The following is a 19,681-nucleotide window of genomic DNA, read 5'->3' on the forward strand; positions in this document are numbered from 1 at the left end:
CGCTCGGCCTCCTGAAGTCGCATTTCGCGTTGACTGAGCTACCGCGCGCTTAGAAGCAAGAGCATGACCGTGGTCGGGTTCAGTCGGGTGGGGTCATGCCTAGGATCGTCCGATACTGGGGAGGCCATACTTGAAGGGGTCAGCGCCACGGTTCTGCTGGTTCTTCGCCTTGCGTGCATCATCTGGCGGGCTGATCATCTGCACGGTGAGGCTGCCGTCGCTGCCGGCGTACACCACGGCACTGGCACCACCGTCGAGGTAGCTGGCGATAGTGGCCAGGTTGATCTCCACCAGCGCGCTGCTGACACCGGTATTGCCCAGCCGTCGACCGATATCGTAGCCCTCGTCTACATTGCCCACGTCCAGGCCTCGGCCATCGGTATTTAGGCTGTGCAAGGCGTTGGTCAGGGCTATTTCCGCTTCAGCGTTGTTAGTGGTGTCGTAGAACACGCGTACGGGCTTTTGCCCAGAGGGCAGGGTATCGAGAGCCTTGAGCCAACCCGCTTGCAACGCCTTGGCCTGCAGCGCAGGTTTGAGGCGTTTGCCGTGTTCGTCCTGCATCGAAACCTTGATCGGACGGTGCAGGTAGCCCAGCACCGGCGCTGCGTCGAACTCCTTGAGTTGATGTTCGGCCCAACGCACGGGCAGCCAGGTAGACGGCTCGAAATGGCCTGGGCCGCGGTTACTGATGGTTTTCCACAAAGTGGGTAGTTGCGATTGCCAGTAGGCGGTGGACATGGTGCTCGGGTCTATTGAGACTTCAGCGCCTTTGGCGTGCTCGGCGGCCACATACCAGTCAGTAAATGCCCGGTCCCGTTCCCAGTAAAACGCCCACAATTTCCCTAAATCAGTTTTTTTGTCCTGATTGTCCTCAGCGTCACGAGTGACGAAGGGGCGAATGTAGCGGTCCACTCGGTCCGAGCGCGTGACCAGCAGGCCAGTCGCGTTTTCGTATATCGTTGGAACCACGTGGCCATTTTTCAGTCCCGGTGTGCCCGGTTTGCGATAAGGGTCACGCGCTACGTCACCGTCCTGGCTCGCGATCAAGGCCTGTGGCACCTTGGGGTTATCGTCAAAAAACGTGAACAGTTGCTCGATCATGCCTTGAGCATGGGTAGTGTTTTCATCGCTTTGCCACAGAAACTGGGTAACGCCCAAGGTCGCAGCATTACGCCCTTCATTGATCAGGCCTTCTGCTCTGTACCCTTTAGCGTAGGGATCGGGTGGGCCTAGCGCAAACACCGGGATTGGCCAGTATGCAACTGCTTCACCTGCCGAATTTTTGAATGCGATACGGGCTTTGATGTCTGCGGAGTTTCTCCTAGAAGTTAATGACGGGTTATAGTCTTTCGCGTCCTGCGAGTAAATCGAAGCGAAGTTATCGTTTTTATTTTTGATCAACTGCCAGATTTTGGACTGGCCATCTGTGTAAATTCCAAGTCCTACTCCCCGTATTTCTAAGGCGTAGGTGCGAACTTGGGTGGCCTGTTGTTCGGCGTTTCTGAGCTCAATCTGCTTTCGGTAATTGGCAAACTCTGCCTTTTCACTTGCCAGGGCATTGCCCCACCAATGAATGCCGAAGATCATCAGTAGCGGGCCGACAATAGCGGCAATGCCCCAGGCCATGACGGGTTTCATGTCGCGAAGTACCATGTCGGCTTCCTGTGCTTTGAGTTGGACAATCCAGATGAAGCAGAGCCAGAGCACAAGCTGTACTCCGGCAATCCGCTGATGAGATTTGAGGTTGGGTAGTCTGAAGCTCGTGACTACGCGACGCTCACAGTCAGCGCATGGCTGGCCACGCCGTGACACCCGCATGCCAACCGATGGCCTTGCAGCACCACCGGCTTACCGTTCAGGCGTCGGCCTGGGTGCCCTTCGATGAAAGCGAAAACCCCTTGGTGAAGCGGGCAACTGGCCTTGTCGCCCAGCACCGCTGGCGCTTTACCGTTGACGGTGTGGGTGCCCGCCAGCTGGCATGACAGCACGCTGCCCCCGCTGCTGGTGGGGTCGCCCAGGCAAATGGGAGGGTTCATGCCTAGGATCGTCCGATACTGGGGAGGCCATACTTGAAGGGGTCAGCGCCACGGTTCTGCTGGTTCTTCGCTTTGCGTGCCTCATCTGGCGGGCTGATCATCTGCACGGTGAGGCTGCCGTCGCTGCCTGCGTATACCACGGCACTGGCACCGCCATCGAGGTAGCTGGCGATGGTGGCCAGGTTGATTTCCACCAGCGCGCCGCTGACACCGGTATTGCCCAGGCGGCGACCGATGTCATAGCCCTCGTCGACATTGCCCACGTCCAGACCTTGGCCATCGGTATTAAGGTTGTGCAAGGCGTTGGTCAGGGCGATTTCCGCTTCAGCGTTGTTAGTGGTGTCGTAGAACACGCGCACCGGTTTTTGCCCAGCGGGCAGGGTATCGAGGGCCTTGAGCCAACCCGCCTGCAAGGCCTTTGCCTGCAACGCAGGTTTGAGGCGTTTGCCGTGTTCGTCCTGCATCGAAACCTTGATCGGACGGTGCAGGTAACCCAGCACCGGCGCTGCGTCGAACTCCTTGAGTTGATGTTCGTCCCAACGCACGGGCAGCCAGGGTGATGGTTCAAAATGGCCTGGGCCGCGGTTGTCGATGGTTTTCCACAAGTCAGGTAATTGCGATTGCCAGTAGGCGGTGGACATGGTGCCGGGTGGTAATAGCACTTTATTGCCTTTGGCATGCTCGGCGGCTACATACCAATCTCCAAAGGCCTTGCTCCGGTCCCAATAAAACGCCCACAACTTGCCAAAGTCAGTTTTTTTGTCCTGATTGTCCTCGGCGCTACGGGTGACGAAGGGACGAATGTAGCGGTCCACTCGGTCCGAACGTGTGACCAGCAGGCCAGTCATGCTTTCGTAGATCGTCGGAACCACGTGGCCATTTTGCAATCCCGGTGTGCCGGGTTTGCGATAGCCGTTTCGCGTCACGTCACCGTCCTCACTTGCGATCAAGGCTTGTGGCACTTTCGGGTTATCGTCAAAAAACGTGAACAGTCGCTCGATCATGCCTTGAGCATGCGTCGTGCTTTCATTGTCTTGCCACAAAAACTGGGTAACGCCCAAGGTCGCGGCGTTACGGCCTGAATTGATCAGGCCTGCTGCACTGTCGGCGCTGTCGTAGGGGGCGGGCGGTCCCAGCGCAAATACCGGGATTGGCCAGTACGCCACTGCCTCACCTGCTGAGTTTTTGAATGCGATACGGACTTTGATGCCTGCAGAGTTTCTCCTGGAGGTTAATGACGGGTTGTAGTCTTTCGCGTCCTGCGAGTAAATCGATGCGAAATTGTCGTTCTTCTTTTTTATGAACTGCCAGATTTTGGACTGGCCATCTGTATAAATTCCAAGTCCGACCCCCCGAATTTCCAAGGCGTAGGTGCGGACTTGGGTGGCCTGTTGTTCGGCGTTTCTGAGCTCCATCTGGTTTCGATAATTGGCAAACTCTGCCTTCTCACTTGCCAGGGCATTGCCCCACCAGTGAGTGCCAAAGATCATCAGTAGTGGGCCGACAATCGCAGCAACGCCCCAGGCTAGGACGGGTTTCATGTCCCTAAGTACCATGTTAGTTTCCTGTGCTTTGAGTTGGACAATCCAGATGAAGCTGATCCAGAGCACAAGGAGTACCCCGGCGATCCACAGATAAGGTTTAAGGTTGGGCCGCGTCTGAGGGGAGGGCGGATTGTCCTTCATCGGCCAACTCCTTGTTTGGGTGCTGTGACTACCAGGGACGGTGGCGTAAGCGATACCAGACCAGAAGGTGGGAATACGCCTTCTTCATAATACCGAGAACTGGCAGTCACCAATGCTTGGGCCTCCCCACTCAGTCTTGCCCACCCCGGCAATTTAATGATTTCCATAAATATCGCTTTATCCAACTTCCAATCCGCAACCGCAACTAACACCTCCCGCATTGCCGGGTCATCAAGGCTGTGCGCCTGGCCAATAGCAATGTCCATCGCCGTTACCCAGCGCTGGTTTTCCGGGCTGCGCAAAACAGCCGAGTGGTAGCTGTTAGGCTCCCTTTCCTTCACATCCTCGGGCATCCGCTTCTGGATTTCATTAGGCGTTTCTTCACGGTAAATGACGTACTCCTTCACCTCTGAGCCTCGATGCACGGCAGCTTGGCTTATGGCTGAAGTTTGATCACCGGGTTCTTTGCCAGCGTTCCACCGGGCCAGTTCTTCATCCGTGTTCACGCGATGAGGGCTGGTACGCACCTTGAACCATTTGAAGCGGGCTTTCGGATTGCCCAGCGCGGAGCGGATACTCACGTCATCGGGGCTGTCCTTGCCTGCCTCTGTGGGTGTGCCCTCCTTTACCTCGCCGCCAAACAGCTTGGGAGCATGGGGTGGGGTTAAAGGTTCGGCATTGATCAGCACTTCCTCACCTTTTGCTATTGGCGCTTGCGAAGCCATGGCGCCGCCTGACCACCCGCCAGGGTAGCGGGGTTCCCCTTTGGCACGCAGCACCGTTTGTTGTATGGCGTCGCCGACCAGTACCGGCTTACCGTCGCGATGACGCTTGGTCCACAGGCGCTGGTAAAACCGCACGGACTGCAACGCCGCCATCGCCGGTTTGCCGTCCGGCAAGGCATTGGGTACCCCATAGGTACCGATGCCATGCACGTCGTCCAGGGCAACCGTGGTGTCGTCCGGGCAGAAGTACAGGTAAACCTTGCCGCGATTATCACGCTCGGGAAAAACGGTGAAGTTGCCGACAGTGTCCCTGCGCGAGCCCTGTATGGGTGACCACCTGGGGCCCGTGCGACCGCCGTAGGTCTTGCTGTCCCTGAGTGCGGACAGCGGCGGCTGAGTGTGGGGCGCCTGGGTGACGGCGGTGGCGATGTTGATCAATGTGGCGAGTGTGTCATGGCCTTTGGGGGTGGTTTTGGGCAGCACACTGTAAGGCGTGTCCACCATGATGACGGTGTCGGCACAGCGTTGGCCCTTGTCGATCAACAGGGCTTGCGCAAGCAGGGTAATCAAGGTGCCTTGACTGTGGCCCATGATGGTGATGGTTTCATCAGGCGATACACGGCGGATCTCACTGACCAGCATGGCCAATCGCGTTGCTGCGAGCACAAAGTAACGCCGGTGTGGCCCTTCACCCATGTACTGGGTGTTGGAGAGCATGGGTTGTGCAAGATGCCGGACAAACTTGGCAAAGCCTGGGCTGTACATCTCCAGCAGGTTGTTGGTGGCATTGGCGAAGAACCCGCCGCCTTTGGCGAAGTGCCGGTCCAGACGGTTTTCGAACACGTCCTGGTATTGGCCGCGCAGTTTGGTCGGGTCGTCGTTTTTATCGCGCTTGATCTCGCCAGGCTCAGCGCGATAGCCCCAGTAAAACGGGATCATCAGGCTGCGGGTTTTAGGGTCGTCCGCGTCTCGCTGATAAAGGAACGTGTCTGGATCGTCGAGTGTGGCTTTGTGATCCTCACCGAGTTCTTCAGTCGGGATTTTTTTTGCAGCACTGTAGTCAGCCCCGTACCGCCCCGCCTTCAGATCAGGCCGATCCAGACGCTCATTTACACCTTGGCACAACCCTGTCTCCACCGACTCGTATGAAGCCCCCGGGTCATTCACGCCGTGTAAGAAGATCACCACTCCTGGCAGGTCGGCAGGCACTTCCATCTTGCGCTCGGTGCTGAAGTTGGGCACCAGCCGTGTAATGCTTTCAGCCACGGTGATTTGATCGCCACTCATTGGCTGCCTCCTTTGCTACCGATGCTGCGTAAAGCAGCCACTTGTGCCTGATGCATCGCCTCGCGCTCGACGTGTTCGGTGAGCCCGCTGGCGTCGGTCAGGCCTTGCACGGTGCTGCCGTCTTCTAGTTTGATCTGGTAGGCGTGGTCTACGGCCATGCGCACGCTGTCGTCGGCGTGCCCCGGGTAGTGGAAGGCCACGCGTTGCGCCGCCGGGTCGCGGTTGAATGCGGGTATTTGGGCGCTGTCGGTTTTAGGGCCGACCCAGTCATGCTCGCTGGCATGGACGATCACCTTGCCCTGGCTGCCGATTTCGACACCGCCACCGATCTTGATGTAGCTGCCATCGTCGGCCACCAAACGAATGGTGGGTGCGGTGACGATTACCTCGCCTTCGGCGGCCGACAGGTGCAGGTTCTTCTGTGCGTTGAGGGTGATGTCGTCTTCCTGGGCCTGGACCAGCACCTTGCCGCGGTTGGCGATAGCACTGATGCCCTCATCCTGGGCGAAGGCACTGATACCCTTGCCGGCCTGCAGGCGCATGGCGGCGCCGCTGGTCATCTGCAGATGGTCCTGGGCGGTGGTGTCGTGGTTCGCGCCGGCATAGTGCAGTTGCGAGCGAGGCGTGGCACTGGCAATACCTGCCTCGGCCGCAACGGCCATGACCGGCTCGCCAGGGCTGTCGCTGTCAGGCGCTGGCCACTGTTTCAGGGCCTGGCTCAAGGCGTCGATGCCCTCGCTGTCCACCGCTGCGCCGCCTCGTGCGGCGGCCGTTTGCCCGAGGCTTTTGAACAACTCGCCACATTCGGCCAGCAGCGTGAGCAGCTCTTCGCGGTCCAGCTGCGCCCCCGTGGCGTCCCGGCGTGCATAGGTGGTCAGCAACAGGCCTTGGGCGGCGCGCAGGGCCATCGCGGCGTCGGTGCGCAATTCGGCACCATTGCCACGGGCCTTGGCCTGGCCGTCAGTACGTGGCTCGGTGAGCTTGCCCAGGTTGAGTGCCGTGGCCTGGTGTGTGGTACCGACGCGGGCACGCAAGGCGCCCGGTGTGTCGTCGAACAACAGCTCGTTGAAACCACGACCCTTGTGCTCCTGAGTCTGGATGCCGGACAGCGTGCGGTTGCCTGGCAGGCCTGAGGCTTTGCTGAAAAGCGGCGGGATGTGGTCGGCGTTGTACAGCACCGAGGTGACCACGGGGCGGTCGATATCGCCGGCCAGGAAGGTGACCAGCACTTCCTGGCCGATACGTGGCAAGAACTGATGGCCGAAGCCACTGCCCGCGCTGGGCATCGCTACCCGTACCCAGGTGGTGCCCTGCGGCAGGCTGTCGCCGCGCTGCCAGTGGAACCTCACCTGGATCCGCGCCAGCTCGTCGGTAAAGACTTCTTCGCCCTCGGGCCCGACCACGATCGCACTGAGCGGCCCGTTGATGGTGGGGCGTGGTACGGTGATCGGGTGCCGGTAAGGGATGCTCTGGCGAATACAGACAAACTGGTTGTCGTAACCTGCAGGCTCATCGGAAAAGTAATTGTTGCGCCCTTGGTGCGTGACCGACAACAGCAGGAACTGGCGAGCGTCCGCTGCGCCGCCCGGGTGGTCGAAGTGCTGGGTCAGTTCGAAGCTGTAGCCAGGCCGCATGGCCCGGCAGTTGCTGCTGCCGGTGAAGGTCTTGGCCTGGACCTCAGTGATTTCCAGGTGGCGACGGACCAGCGCTTCGCCCTCTTCAGGCACGCGATGGCTGTAGGCGCCCGGAAAGTCGTAGATCTCGTAGGGCTGGACGTCACCCTGTTCATTGAGGCTGCCCATGTGAACGGACAGCGGATTTCTTGGCTGCTTGTAATCGAACGTCTGGATGGCCATCTTGCCCGGTTGCAAGACCCGGTGGCTGCACCATTGGGTGATCGAGTCGCCGGTCTCGGTGACAAAGGCGCTGTGGTAGCGGATCTGTGGTTGTTCGGGCAGCGCCTGCAGGGCCTGTGACTCATCCGTGATGATAAGGCGGTGCCCGTCCTTGCTGTGATCGAAGTAGAAGAAGAGGCCGTCCTGCTCCAGCAAGCGCAATACGAAGTTCAGGTCTGTTTCGCGATACTGAGTGATGTAGCTGTAGGATTTGAGCGGCTTCAGCAGACGAAACTCGAACTGGCCCAACCCGCCGTAATGCTCGAACACCGTGCGAATGACCGTTTCGATGGTCTGCTCTTGGAAGATCCGCGAATCGACGCGTCGCGTCAGCATCCACAGCCAGGGGCTGAGCGTTGCGCTGTAACGCGCCAGGCCTCCGTCGCTGCCCAGCAGGTTGAAGCGGGTGATGTGGCCATGGACAGGGCGCACGCCGCCGTTGGCCAGTTCGATCTCCAGAAGGGCAGGCTGGCCCATCAATGACTTGAGTTCGAGCCGGGCATCCTGGCTGATCAGCGCGAGTTCGAAGCTGAACAGCGTGGACAACCCTTCATTGCCGCTGAAATGCTCCAGCAACAACGCCTGGTCACCCTGGATGGGGGTGGTGAACGTGATCAAACGGCGGTTTTGGGGTGCAAAAATGCTCGTCAATTCCATTGACGTTAAATTCCTTGGCGAAACAAGCCGCGCAAGGTATCACAGGTTTCCGCTGTGCCAGAACCCGATCGGGGTGGTCATGGTTTGTCAAGGTGTGACGGTCATTCCAATGTCGGGATTTTTCACCTATTGTCGAACCTCCATCCCTGAACGATTCGTCAACCGCCATGCACAACGTCATCGTCATCACCGGTGCCAGCCGTGGCATCGGTGCCGCCACAGCGCTGCAGGCCGCCCGTGAGGGCTACCGCATCTGCATCAACTACCACGCCGACGACCAGGCCGCCGAACGCATCCTCGCCCAGGTCCGCGCCCTCGGCGCCGAGGCCATCACCGTGCGCGCCGATGCCAGTGTCGAAGACGAGGTGATCCAGCTGTTTCACCGCGTCGACCAGGAACTCGGCCCGGTCACCGCGCTGGTCAACAACGCCGGCACCATCGCCCAGCAGAGCCGTGTCGAGGACATGTCCGAGTTCCGCTTGCTCAAGGTCATGAAGACCAACGTCGTCGGCCCCATGCTCTGCGCCAAGCACGCCTTGTTGCGCATGGCCCGCCGCCACGGCGGGCAGGGTGGGGCGATCGTCAATGTGTCCTCGCTCGCCGCCCGCCTGGGCTCACCCAACGAGTACGTCGACTACGCGGCCTCCAAAGGCGCGCTCGATACCTTCACCATCGGCCTGGCCAAGGAAGTGGCGGGCGAGGGCGTGCGGGTCAACGGCGTGCGTCCGGGTTACATCCATACTGGTTTCCACGCCCTTTCTGGTGACCCCGACCGGGTGACCAAGCTCGAATCCGGCCTGCCCATGGGCCGCGGTGGCCGTGCCGAAGAAGTGGCCGAGGCGATCCTCTGGCTGCTGTCGGACAAGGCCTCGTATTCCACCGGCAGCTTCATCGAACTGGGCGGCGGGCGCTGAGGGCTGCCTGTCAGGGCAGCTCATCGGCCAGCAGCTGACGGACGCGTTCGGCCAGTGCTTCGAGCTCGAAAGGCTTGGTCAGCACGCTGGTACCCTGCAGCAGCTGGCCATCGCTGAGCGCCGCGCTTGCGTCGTAACCGGTTATGAACAGCACTTTGAGGTCCGGGTACAATTGCCGGCAACGTTCAGCCACCTGGCGGCCATTGGGGCCGTCGGGCAAACCGATATCGCTCAGCAACAGGTCGGGTTGCGCACACTGTTGCATATGCGCCAGCGCGGCAGTGCCGTTGGCGAAGGCTTCGACCTGGTAACCCAGTTCTTCCAGCACTTCGCCGACCACCAGGCGCAGCGGCGCCTGATCTTCCACCAACACGATGCGCTGGCCCCCCGGGTAGCTGCTTTTCAGCGGCTTGCGCTGCGCTGGCCGGGTCGCTGCTGCAGGCTGTTCAGGGTGGCGTGGCAGGTACAGCTCGACCTGTGTGCCCCGGTCGGGCGCGGAAATCAGGCGTAGCTGGCCACCCGACTGGCGCACAAAACCATACGTCATCGACAGCCCAAGGCCCGTCCCCTGGCCCATGGGCTTGGTCGAGAAGAATGGGTCGATCGCACGCGCCGCTACCGGGGCTGTCATGCCACAGCCAGTGTCGGAAACACTGAGCCGTACGTAGTCCCCGGCGGGCAGTTCCAGCGCACTAGCTTGCTCGTCGTCGAGGGTGAGATTGTCGCCCTTGATGTCGATGGTGCCACCGCCTGGCATGGCGTCACGTGCGTTGATGCACAGGTTGAGCAGGGCGCTTTCCAGTTGCGGAGGGTCGATGAAGGTCGGCCATAGCTCGGCCACGAAGCGGCTGTGCCAGGTAATGGACGGGCCGATGGTGCGGCGAACCAGTTCTTCCATGCCATGAACCAGCGCCGCGACATCGGTCGAACGTGGTTGCAAGGTCTGCTGGCGGGAGAAGGCCAGCAACCGGTGCACCAAAGCCGAAGCTTTCTGGGCCGAGCCGCTGGACAGCGCCAGTAACGGTTCAAGCTCTGCGTAACGCTGCTGACTCAGGCGCTGGAGCATCAGCTCCTGGGCGTTGATGATGCCGCCCAGGAGGTTGTTGAAGTCATGGGCGATGCCACCACTGAGCTGGCCCACGGCTTCCATTTTCTGGGCTTGGCGCAGCGCCTGTTCGGCGTCGGCCAGGCGTCGCTGTTCCTGGACCCGGTCAGTGATGTCGTAGGCAAACAGATAGGCGCCTTGCACACTGCCGTCATGGTCGCGCAGTGCGTTGAAACGCAGCTCATAGTGGCGTGGGCCGAATGTGCCGATCTCGGTGAACCGCTCCCCAGCCAGCGCCCGCTGCCACATTGGCATGATCAGGTCATAGTCCGCCGGATGGCTGGCCAGGATGGCCGGCAAGTCTTCGCCGACCTCGGGGGTGTGGCCATACAGGGCATGGAAGTCATGTTTGGCCTGACGGTTGACTGCCAGCCAGCGCAGCTGCGTATCGACCACGTGCACATTGAGCAGGCTGTGCTCGACCAGTTCGGCGAACAGGCGGCGTTCGGCCAAGGCTGCGCTTACCCGCTGCTCGAGTTCGCCGTTCAGCCGTTGCAGGGCCAGCTCGGCCTTGCGCCGCTCGGTGACATCGGTAAACAGCACCGCGACCTGACGGCGCTCGGCAGGCTCCACTCGGAAAGTGGTCACTGATAGCACTCGGCCCGTGGCGACCAGCTCCTGTTCGAACTGCAGCGGCTCGCCCGTGCGCAATACCGCACCGTAGCGCGCGACCCAGTCGTCCGCCTCGTCGGGCACCATCTCGCGCAGCTTCTGCCCGACCACGTTGGGGATGCCGGCATGCTTGGTGTAGGCGGCGTTGGCGAGGACATGTACATAATCGCTGAGCGGGCCATGGGGGCCGTCGAAGAACTCGATGACGCAAAAGCCTTCATCCATGGTATCGAACAGGAAACGATAGATGCTCGGGTCGTGGTCTTCGTGGTGCCGCAGCCGTGATTCCAGCTGTGCGTTACGTTGGCGCAGGCTTTGGATTTCCTGACGCAATGCGAGCAGCTCGCGTTGGGGCATGGCGACGTCCGACACAAATGAATAGCCAGACTTTACCTGTCCGCCGCGCAGGCGCATAGCGGTCTAAAGGGATAGCCGGCGGTTTTCCAGCAACTGCGCGACTTGCCGGTTGAGGGCCGTCAGCGCGAACGGTTTGTACAGGACGGCGCAGAGCTCGCCGGGGCTGACATCGACCCGATTGCTGGCATAGCCAGTGATGTAGAGGACGGCGACTGCGCCGGGCAATGGCTGGCAGGCCGCCGCGACCTGGTAGCCATCGATGCCGCCCGGCAGGCCGATATCGGTTATCAGCAGAGCAGGGCGCAGGCCATTGTGCAAGGCATCCAGTGCGCGGCGGCCATCGCTGTAGGCGTGCACCTCGTGCCCCTGTTCTTCGAGCATCTCGCTGATCAACAAGCGCAAGGTGTCCTGGTCTTCCACCAGCAGTATTACCTGGGGCACTGCGCGTGCCTGCTGGTCTGGCGCTTGTGGCTGCGCGCCGGCGTGCTGGATAACATCACCGGTGGCCCGGGGCAGGTAAAGGTGGATGCACGCGCCTTGTTCCGGCTCGCTGGCGATGCGCAACTGGCCGCCGGACTGGCGCACGAAACCATACACGATTGACAGCCCCAGGCCGGAACCCTGCCCCAGTGGCTTGGTAGTGAAGAAGGGCTCGAACGCCCTTTGCACGACGTCGGTGGACATGCCGACGCCCGTGTCGCAAATGCTGAGATGCAGGTAGGCGCCACTGGGCAGGTCCAAGGCGTGTGCCTGCAGGTCATCGAGCCGGGTATTTTCGCTGGCGATGCGCAGCGTGCCCCCCTGCGGCATGGCATCACGGGCGTTGATGCACAGGTTGAGCAAGGCGTTCTCCAACTGATGGGGATCGATGCGCACCAGCCATTGCTTGCTCCGGGTCTGGTCGATGAAGGTGATGCGCGCATCGAGCGAGCTGGCAATCAGTTCGTGCATGCCGGTCACCAACTGATGCACATCCACCGCCTGCGGGTTCAGCGTCTGCTGGCGCGAGAACGCCAGCAGGCGCTGAACCAGCGAAGCCGCGCGTTGAGCGTTTTGCCGCGCGACGCCCAGCAGCCGGGTGGAGGCTTGGTAGCGTTGCTCTGCCTGGCGTTGTTCGGCCATTTCCAGTGCGCCCAGGATGCCACCGAGGAGGTTGTTGAAGTCGTGGGCGATACCGCCGGTCAACTGGCCGACCGCTTCCATCTTCTGCGATTGGCGCAGGGCCTCTTCGATCTTGCGCACGCGCTCCTGCTCGGCGACACGCTCGCTGATGTCGTAGGCGAACAAGTAACCACCCTGGATGCGTTGCTGGGCGTCGCGCAAGGTGTTGTAGCTGATTTCGTAGTGGCGTGGGGCGTCGGCCGGGCCGAGGGTGATGATGTCGGTGAACGCCTCGCCGGCCAGTACGCGTGGCCACACCGGCTCCAGCCACTTGACGATGTCGGGCTGGTTGGCAATGAACTGGGGGATGTAGTCGCCCACCTGCGGCACGAAGCCGCGCAGGCGCTTGAAGGTTTCCTGCGCGGTGCGGTTGATCGCCAGCAGGCGGAAGTTGCGGTCAGCCGCGAACACGTTGGCCTGGCTGTGATCGACCAGTTCGCCCAGCAGCTTGCTGTTGGCCTGGGCCTGGTCGATGCGCGCCTGCAGTTGCTGTGTGGAAGGCGTCGGGTCGTCAGGCTGCATGGGGGCGATCCAGCGAGTGGGTCGCCCAACTATAGCTGCACTTTTTCAGGCCTTCATTCAGAACGAGCGGATGATGCGCCCAAGGGTTTCCATGGCCTGTTCAGCGGCCTCGTTCCACGGTGAACCGTAGTTCAGGCGAATGCAGTTGCCGAAGCGTCGAGTGGGCGAAAAGATCGGCCCCGGCGCAATGCTGATGCCTTGGGCCAGGGCCAGGTGGAACAGTTTCAGGGCGTCTATCTGTTCGGGCAATTCCAGCCACAGGAAGTAGCCACCGGAGGGCTGGCTGACGCGGGTCTGCGCCGGAAAATGGCGTGCGATGGCCGCCAACATGTTGGCCTGCTGGCCCTCCAGGGCGTAGCGCAGCTTGCGCAGGTGGCGGTCGTAGCCGCCGTGTTGCAGGTAGTCGGCGATGGCTGCCTGAGCCGGCATCGAGGCGCACAGCGAGGTCATCAGTTTCAGCCGCTCGATCTTCTGCGCGAAGCGGCCGGCGGCCACCCAGCCGATGCGGTAGCCCGGTGCCAGGCTTTTACTGAACGAGCCGCAGTGCATCACCAAGCCCTGGGTGTCGAAGGCCTTGGCAGGCTTCGGGGCCTGTTGCGAGTAGTACAGCTCGGCGTAGACATCGTCTTCGATCAACGGCACTTGGTGGCGGCGCAGCAATTCGACCAACGCCTGTTTCTTCGCTTCGGGCATGCTCGTACCCGCCGGGTTGTGAAAGTTGGTCATGCACCACACGGCCTTGATCGGGTGCTTGTCCAGGGTCTGGGCCAGCACCGCCAGGTCCATGCCTTCGCGCGGGTGCACCGGGATCTCCACGGCCTTGAGCTTGAGGCGCTCCAGCACCTGCAGGCAGGCATAGAAGGCTGGCGCCTCGATGGCCACCAGGTCGCCGGGTTCGGTGACCGCCTGCAGGCACAGGTTCAAGGCTTCCAGCGCGCCATTGGTGATCAGCAGCTCTTCCATTGGCAGCATCAGCCCGCCGACCATGTAGCGCAGGGCGATCTGCCGGCGCAGTTGCGGGTTGCCCGGCGACAGGTCGGTGACCACCATGCGCGGGTCCATGGCCCGGCTGGCACTGGCCAGCGAACGCGACAAGCGCTGCAGCGGGAACAGTTCGGGGCTGGGGAAGGCCGAACCGAACGGCACGGTGCTCGGGTCCTTGATCGAGTCGAGGATGGAAAACACCAGGCCGCTGACGTCCACCTCGGTCGATTCGCTCAGCGGTTCCAGCGCCTGCGGTTCGCTGAACTGGCGCGGGGCGTGGGCGTTGACGAAGTAGCCCGAGCGCGGCCGAGCGCGGATCAGCCCGCGGCGTTCGAGCAGGTAATAGGCCTGGAACACCGTGGACGGGCTGACGCCGTGGGTCTGGCTGGCATAGCGTACCGAAGGCACGCGCTGGCCTGGGCCGAGCACCCCGGAGCGGATCAGTTCGGCAATGTCGTCGGCGAAGCGTTCGTAGCGTTTCATGGAGGCTCGGCAGGCTAGGTTAACAATCAGTGTAAGGGATCAGCGGTTCAGTGGTGCCACGAAGCGGCTGCGGGCCACGCTGCGCACTGCGGGCTGGTCGCTGTCGCGGATTTCGAAGGCCAGTTCCTGTGAGCTGCTGGCCGGCCGCTCTGTCAGCATTGCTACCGACACTGGCAGCTCGCTCATTTCCCCGGCCGGGATGCTGAACTCGCTGTTGCCGTGCAGTTCGAAGCCCTCGGCATCGAGCAGGCGCAGGTGGTAACGCTGGGTCTGCGCGGTCTTGTTGATGACCTTGAGCAAGTAGATGTTCTCGATCTGGCCCTGGGCGTTTTCGCGAAACAGGCCGCGATCCTTGATCACGTCCAGCGACACCATCGGGCGCAACTGCAGGGCCACCACCAGGGCGCCGATCATCAGCACCAGGGCAGCGGCGTAGCCCAGCAGGCGCGGGCGCAGCCAGTGGGTGGTACCGCCTTGCAGGCTGTGTTCGGATTTGTAACCGATCAGGCCACGGGCGTAGCCCATTTTGTCCATGACGTTGTCGCAGGCATCGATACAGGCAGCGCAACCGATGCAGGCCATCTGCAGGCCGTCGCGTATGTCGATGCCGGTGGGGCAGACCTGCACGCACAGGGTGCAGTCGATGCAGTCACCCAGGCCCTGGGCGCGAGGGTTGCTGCCTTTCTTGCGTGGGCCGCGGGCTTCGCCGCGGCGCGGGTCGTAGGCCACGGCCAGGGTGTCCTTGTCGAACATCACGCTCTGGAAGCGCGCATAAGGGCACATGTGCAGGCACACCGCCTCGCGCAGCAGCCCGGCATTGATATAGGTGGCGGCGGTGAAGAACAGCACCCAGAACAGCGCCACGCCGCTCAGCTGCAGGGTGAACAGGTCCTGGGCCAACGGGCGGATTGGCGTGAAGTAGCCGACGAAGGTCAGCCCGGTGAGCACGCCGATTGCCAGCCACAGGCTGTGTTTGAGCGTGCGCCGGGCCAGTTTGGTCAGGCTCCAGGGCGCGGCGGCCAGCTTGATGCGCTGGTTGCGGTCGCCTTCGGTGACCTTCTCGCACCACATGAACAGCCAGGTCCAGGTGCTTTGCGGGCAGCTGTAGCCGCACCACACCCGGCCGGCGTAGACGGTGATGGCGAACAGGCCGAAGGCGCAGATGATCAGCAAGGCCGAAAGCAGGATGAAGTCCTGCGGCCAGAAGGTGGCGCCGAAGATATGGAACTTGCTGTCGGCCAAGTCCCACAGCACGGCCTGGCGGCCATTCCAGTCGAGCCAGGCGGTGCCGAAGAACAGCACGAACAGCACGCCGGCGAAGGCAATGCGCAGCGTGCGGTACAGGCCGGTGAAACTGCGGGTGTGGATGCCATTGGCGGCAATCTGAATGGCATGGATGCGTTCGGTCATGGCGTCGGCGCTCTTACGGCCTCGATCAGGCACGAGCACTATGACCCCCGAACTGTTTTCAGCACAGGCTCAGGTCAGGCGATAAAAACCATATCAGATTGCCGCTAATTGTGTCCGAACCCTTAGATTACTGAACCCGGCGTACTGGCCTTCAGGTGCCTGCGGCTATCCACCGCACCGGCCACGGTCAGCGCGTCGGCCTCGGCTTCGGTGATCGGGAACCGCTCGCCGGCGAGGATGGCCACGGACATGCGCAGCTGTTCGTCGGTAACGATTTCAACCTCCGGGCCTTTACCTTCGATGCGCAGTTTGTCGCCAATGAGCGTGCAGCGTTGGGTGCTTTCTTCGACTTCGACGGGCATGGTGTGGTCCTCCAAGGGGGCGGTTACAGGGTGTGACCGCGGGTGGAGGAAGGTTGCTGCATCGGGGTGCCGGGTGGGCACTTTACGGGCTGTGCAAGGGTCAACTTCCTTAGGCACAACAAGACCGGTACCTGATTCATGGAATTGATCTGGCAAGCCATCCAGGCTGAGTTCGCTGACATCGCCGATGCTCGCGAGGTGATTCAGATCCTTGTGCGGCTGATGATGGCGGCACTGCTCGGCGCCGTGCTGGGCTTCGAGCGCGAACACAAAGGCAAGTCTGCCGGCGTGCGCACACATATGCTGGTGTCCCTGGGTGCGGCGCTGTTCGTGCTGGCGCCAAGCATGGCCGGTGCCGATGAGCAGGCTTTGAGCCGGGTGATCCAGGGTATCGTCGCTGGCATCGGCTTTCTCGGGGCGGGCACCATCCTCAAGGGTAACGGCCAGGACACCAGCCACGTCAAAGGCCTGACCACGGCTGCGGGGCTGTGGATGACGGCTGCAATCGGCACCGCGGCGGGCATGGGGCGAGAAGCTACGGCGCTGATCAGCACGGTGCTGGCGCTGTTGGTATTGGGCACGATGCCGCTGCTGGTGGAGAAGGTCGAGAGGCAGAACGAGGAGAAGCAGAAAGAGGAGGAGGGCAGGAAGCACTGAGGGGAGCCGAAGCTCCCCTCATAAGCGTTGTTGCCTGCTCTTTTTTTATTATTGAGGCTGGCCTTTTGTTGTTTTTGTAGGCTTGCCTTGGTGTTGCGTGCGACCCCCATCCGGGGTCAAGAGCAAACGTATTTTTTTGAGCGCTGACCTGCTTTCATCCTGTGGATCCGAGCCTGACTGCCGCTACCTTGAGGTAGTTTTATTGTTCTGTGTCAGTCCGCGGGGCGAACCCCTGAAAAGCGTGCCTACTCCAAAAAAATCTGCTTGCTGCGCCTCTGCCGTGTTGTTCTTGTTATGTCAGAGCCGTTGCATGTTGTTTTTATTGGTTATCGCGTTTTTCTTGTTGTTGTACTAAACATATAGCAGGTGCCGTGCCAACTTTTAAAAAGCCTTTTAAATCAATTTGTTAGGTGAAATTTGCGAAACCGGGCGACCTGAAAATCTGTCGATTTGTTTCCCTGTTACCCGATTTTCTGCTGGAAACTGTGGGGGAGGTAACACTCACCCACACTCATGTGACACCTGCATGAAACTCATTGTGCACTGCGCGCACGTGCCACCCGCGAACCGTTGGCCCGGCCCAGCACAGCGCTGATGCGCTGACCGGCGGCGATCAGCCGGTCGAGGTCAATACCGGTTTCGATGCCCAGGCCCTGCAGCAGGTACAGCACATCCTCAGTGGCGATATTGCCGGTAGCGCCCTTGGCATAAGGGCAGCCACCCAGGCCGGCGACCGAGCTGTCGAATACGTTGATGCCTTCGAGCAGGCTGGCATATACGTTGGCCAGGGCCTGGCCATAGGTGTCGTGGAAATGGCCGGCCAGTTGCGCGCGTGGCACCACGGCCGATACCGCCTCGAACAACCGACGAGTGTCGCCGGCGGTACCGGTGCCGATGGTGTCCCCCAGCGATACCTCATAGCAGCCCATGTCGTGCAGGGCCCTGGCCACCGGTGCTACCTGCTCGGCGCTGACCTTGCCTTCATAAGGACAGCCCAGCACGCAGGACACGTAACCGCGCACCCGCACGCCGTGGCTGCGCGCAGCCTCCATGATCGGTTCGAAGCGCTGCAGGCTTTCGCTGATCGAGCAGTTGATATTGCGCTGGGAGAAGGCCTCGGAAGCGGCGGCGAACACCGCCACTTCCTTCACCCCGGCCGCTACGGCGTCCTCGAAACCACGTAGATTGGGCGCCAGCGCGGCATAGGTAACACCGGCACGCTGCTGGATGCCGGCGAACACGTCGGCGGAGCCGGCCATCTGCGGCACCCATTTGGGCGAGACGAAGCTGCCGACTTCGATATAGCTCAGCCCGGCGTCGGTCAGGTCGTCGACCAGGCGCACCTTGTCGGCGACGCTGATGGGCTGGGCTTCGTTCTGCAGGCCGTCGCGGGGGCCGACTTCGACCAGGCGGACTGTTGCGGGCATGGGCATGGTGGGGTTCCTGTCAGCGTTTGTCGTTGTTGTTCAGGGTGGCAGCCAGGGCCTGTTCGCAGCGCTCCTGGGCGGTGTCCAGTTCCAGCTGCATCTGGTGGATGTCGAGCATCTGCTGTTCTAGCTGGGCGCGTCGCTCGGCAATCTTCGCCAGCATGCTGTGCAGCTGCTTGAGGTTGCCGCTGGAGGGGTCGTACAGCTCAATCAGCTCCCGGCATTCGGCCAGCGAGAAACCGATGCGCTTGCCACGCAGGATGAGCTTCAGGCTGACCTTGTCGCGGGCCGAATAGATGCGCTCCAGGCCACGCCGCTCGGGGCTGAGCAGGCCCTGTTCCTCATAGAAGCGGATGGCGCGGGTGGTGATGTCCAGTTCGCGGGAGAGGTCGGAGATGCTGTAGGTCTGGCTGCTCATGCTAGGGCTCGGCGTGGGGTATGCCGATATCCTGAGGGTAGGTTTACGTTTACGTCAAGCAGATCAGTCGGGCTGCGCCGCGCGTCGGTAGCCATTGGGCGTCTGCCCGCTCAGGCGCTTGAAGAAACGGGCGAAGTAGGTTGGGTCGCTGAAGCCCAGGCTGTCCGACAGCTGGCCGATGCTCATGCGGGTATAGATGAGGTTGCGCCGTGCCTCCAGCAGCAGGCGCTGGTGGATAACCTGCAACGCGGTCTGCCCGCTGAGTGCTCGGCACAGCTGGTTGAGCTGCAGGCTGTGGATGTTCAGGCGCGCGGCGAAGTCTTCCACCGACAGGTGCTCGCGGTAATGCGCCTCGACCAGGCGCAGGTACTGCCCGAGCAACTGCCGGTCACGTTCATCACGGTTGCGTGGGGCCTGCCCCAGTTGCTGACGGCGGCTGATCCACACCATCAGCGCGGTCACCAGTGCTTCGAGCATGGTCGCGCGCGCGGGGGCGTTGTCCTGATATTCCTGCTGCAGCGTTTCGATCAGACCGCGCAGTCGCACGCGGTCCTTGCCCAGCGGGTAACACGCCGCTTTCGCCAACACCCCCAGCGGCGCACCCAGGCGCTGTTCCAGGTCGGCCACCAGCGCGGTGCCGAAGGTCAGCACATGGCCCTGGATATCGGCACTGAAGCGAAAGCCATGCACGGTCAGCGGCGGAACCACTTGTATCGCAGCTTCGAGAAGGGTGCTGCGCACGCCCTCGATTTCCACCTGAGCCTCGCCGCGCTGCACGTACAGCAACTGGAACAGCTCGGCGTGCTGGTGTGGCTTGATCTCCCAGTGGTGCAGGCGACTGCGCGCCGGGATCGACTCGCAATGCAGGAGGTCGGTGCCCGGCCAGTGCTGGTTTTCGCCATATAACTGAAACAGCGGGACGCCGGGGAGGGTGGATTTCATCTCGTGATTGCCTGTCCGTTAATCGAACGGTTTTTGTAAAAG

General features: G+C 61.6%; 15 protein-coding genes. 2 read left to right on the forward strand and 13 right to left on the reverse strand.

Translation table 11 applies throughout. The features are described from left to right. Positions 1 to 99 precede the first annotated feature (99 nt). The 5 genes from APH28_RS24890 to APH28_RS24910 all read right to left on the reverse strand — a co-directional run bounded on the left by APH28_RS24890 (position 100) and on the right by APH28_RS24910 (position 8,285). Complete coding sequence (locus APH28_RS24890) at positions 100 to 1,653, reverse strand: DUF2875 family protein (protein WP_060513150.1); 1,554 nt, start codon at positions 1,651 to 1,653, stop codon at positions 100 to 102. Positions 1,654 to 1,766: 113 nt separating this feature from the next. Then, positions 1,767 to 2,036, reverse strand: a complete 270-nt coding sequence (locus APH28_RS24895) for a PAAR domain-containing protein (protein ID WP_060513127.1) — start codon at positions 2,034 to 2,036, stop codon at positions 1,767 to 1,769. 2 nt (positions 2,037 to 2,038) lie between these two features. After that, entirely contained in the window at positions 2,039 to 3,721 is a 1,683-nt protein-coding gene (locus tag APH28_RS24900) for a DUF2875 family protein (protein WP_082432392.1), read from the reverse strand. Further along, complete coding sequence (locus APH28_RS24905; protein WP_060513129.1) at positions 3,718 to 5,733, reverse strand: DUF3274 domain-containing protein; 2,016 nt, start codon at positions 5,731 to 5,733, stop codon at positions 3,718 to 3,720. The genes APH28_RS24900 and APH28_RS24905 overlap by 4 nt, the downstream gene beginning before the upstream one ends. Then, positions 5,730 to 8,285, reverse strand: coding sequence for a type VI secretion system Vgr family protein (locus APH28_RS24910; RefSeq protein WP_060513130.1), 2,556 nt, complete (start codon positions 8,283 to 8,285; stop codon positions 5,730 to 5,732). The genes APH28_RS24905 and APH28_RS24910 overlap by 4 nt, the downstream gene beginning before the upstream one ends. Positions 8,286 to 8,452: 167 nt before the next feature. Here APH28_RS24910 and APH28_RS24915 point away from each other — a divergent pair, with 167 nt between their 5' ends. Then, positions 8,453 to 9,199 (forward strand): SDR family oxidoreductase, encoded by a 747-nt coding sequence (locus APH28_RS24915; RefSeq protein WP_060513131.1) that lies wholly within the window; start codon positions 8,453 to 8,455, stop codon positions 9,197 to 9,199. A gap of 10 nt (positions 9,200 to 9,209) precedes the next feature. Here the strand turns inward: APH28_RS24915 and APH28_RS24920 are convergent, their stop codons facing one another. From APH28_RS24920 to APH28_RS24940, 5 genes are all read right to left on the reverse strand, one after another. Then, positions 9,210 to 11,273 (reverse strand): PAS domain-containing protein, encoded by a 2,064-nt coding sequence (locus tag APH28_RS24920; RefSeq protein WP_060513151.1) that lies wholly within the window; start codon positions 11,271 to 11,273, stop codon positions 9,210 to 9,212. Positions 11,274 to 11,336: 63 nt separating this feature from the next. Continuing rightward, positions 11,337 to 12,956, reverse strand: coding sequence for a PAS domain-containing sensor histidine kinase (locus APH28_RS24925; protein ID WP_060513132.1), 1,620 nt, complete (start codon positions 12,954 to 12,956; stop codon positions 11,337 to 11,339). A gap of 57 nt (positions 12,957 to 13,013) precedes the next feature. Then, entirely contained in the window at positions 13,014 to 14,423 is a 1,410-nt protein-coding gene (gene mapR / locus APH28_RS24930; protein ID WP_060513133.1) for a GntR family transcriptional regulator MpaR, read from the reverse strand. A 39-nt stretch (positions 14,424 to 14,462) separates the two neighbouring features. After that, a complete protein-coding gene (ccoG, locus tag APH28_RS24935; RefSeq protein ID WP_060513134.1) occupies positions 14,463 to 15,833 on the reverse strand; it encodes a cytochrome c oxidase accessory protein CcoG in 1,371 nt (456 codons plus the stop codon). Positions 15,834 to 15,955: 122 nt separating this feature from the next. Beyond that, positions 15,956 to 16,195, reverse strand: a complete 240-nt coding sequence (locus tag APH28_RS24940) for a DUF3203 family protein (protein ID WP_060513135.1) — start codon at positions 16,193 to 16,195, stop codon at positions 15,956 to 15,958. 138 nt (positions 16,196 to 16,333) lie between these two features. Here APH28_RS24940 and APH28_RS24945 point away from each other — a divergent pair, with 138 nt between their 5' ends. Beyond that, complete coding sequence (locus APH28_RS24945) at positions 16,334 to 16,852, forward strand: MgtC/SapB family protein (protein WP_060513136.1); 519 nt, start codon at positions 16,334 to 16,336, stop codon at positions 16,850 to 16,852. A 533-nt stretch (positions 16,853 to 17,385) separates the two neighbouring features. Here the strand turns inward: APH28_RS24945 and APH28_RS24950 are convergent. The 3 genes from APH28_RS24950 to APH28_RS24960 all read right to left on the reverse strand — a co-directional run bounded on the left by APH28_RS24950 (position 17,386) and on the right by APH28_RS24960 (position 19,639). Beyond that, positions 17,386 to 18,285 carry a hydroxymethylglutaryl-CoA lyase gene (locus tag APH28_RS24950; RefSeq protein ID WP_060513137.1) on the reverse strand — a complete coding sequence of 300 codons (900 nt, stop codon included), beginning with the start codon at positions 18,283 to 18,285 and terminating at the stop codon, positions 17,386 to 17,388. A 13-nt stretch (positions 18,286 to 18,298) separates the two neighbouring features. After that, positions 18,299 to 18,697, reverse strand: coding sequence for a MerR family DNA-binding transcriptional regulator (locus APH28_RS24955; protein WP_060513138.1), 399 nt, complete (start codon positions 18,695 to 18,697; stop codon positions 18,299 to 18,301). Between the two features lie 63 nt (positions 18,698 to 18,760). Beyond that, complete coding sequence (locus tag APH28_RS24960) at positions 18,761 to 19,639, reverse strand: helix-turn-helix domain-containing protein (RefSeq protein WP_060513139.1); 879 nt, start codon at positions 19,637 to 19,639, stop codon at positions 18,761 to 18,763. Positions 19,640 to 19,681: the final 42 nt, after the last annotated feature.

Origin of the sequence: Pseudomonas sp. NBRC 111124 (assembly GCF_001320245.1) — a bacterium.
Taxonomy (GTDB): Bacteria; Pseudomonadota; Gammaproteobacteria; order Pseudomonadales; family Pseudomonadaceae; genus Aquipseudomonas.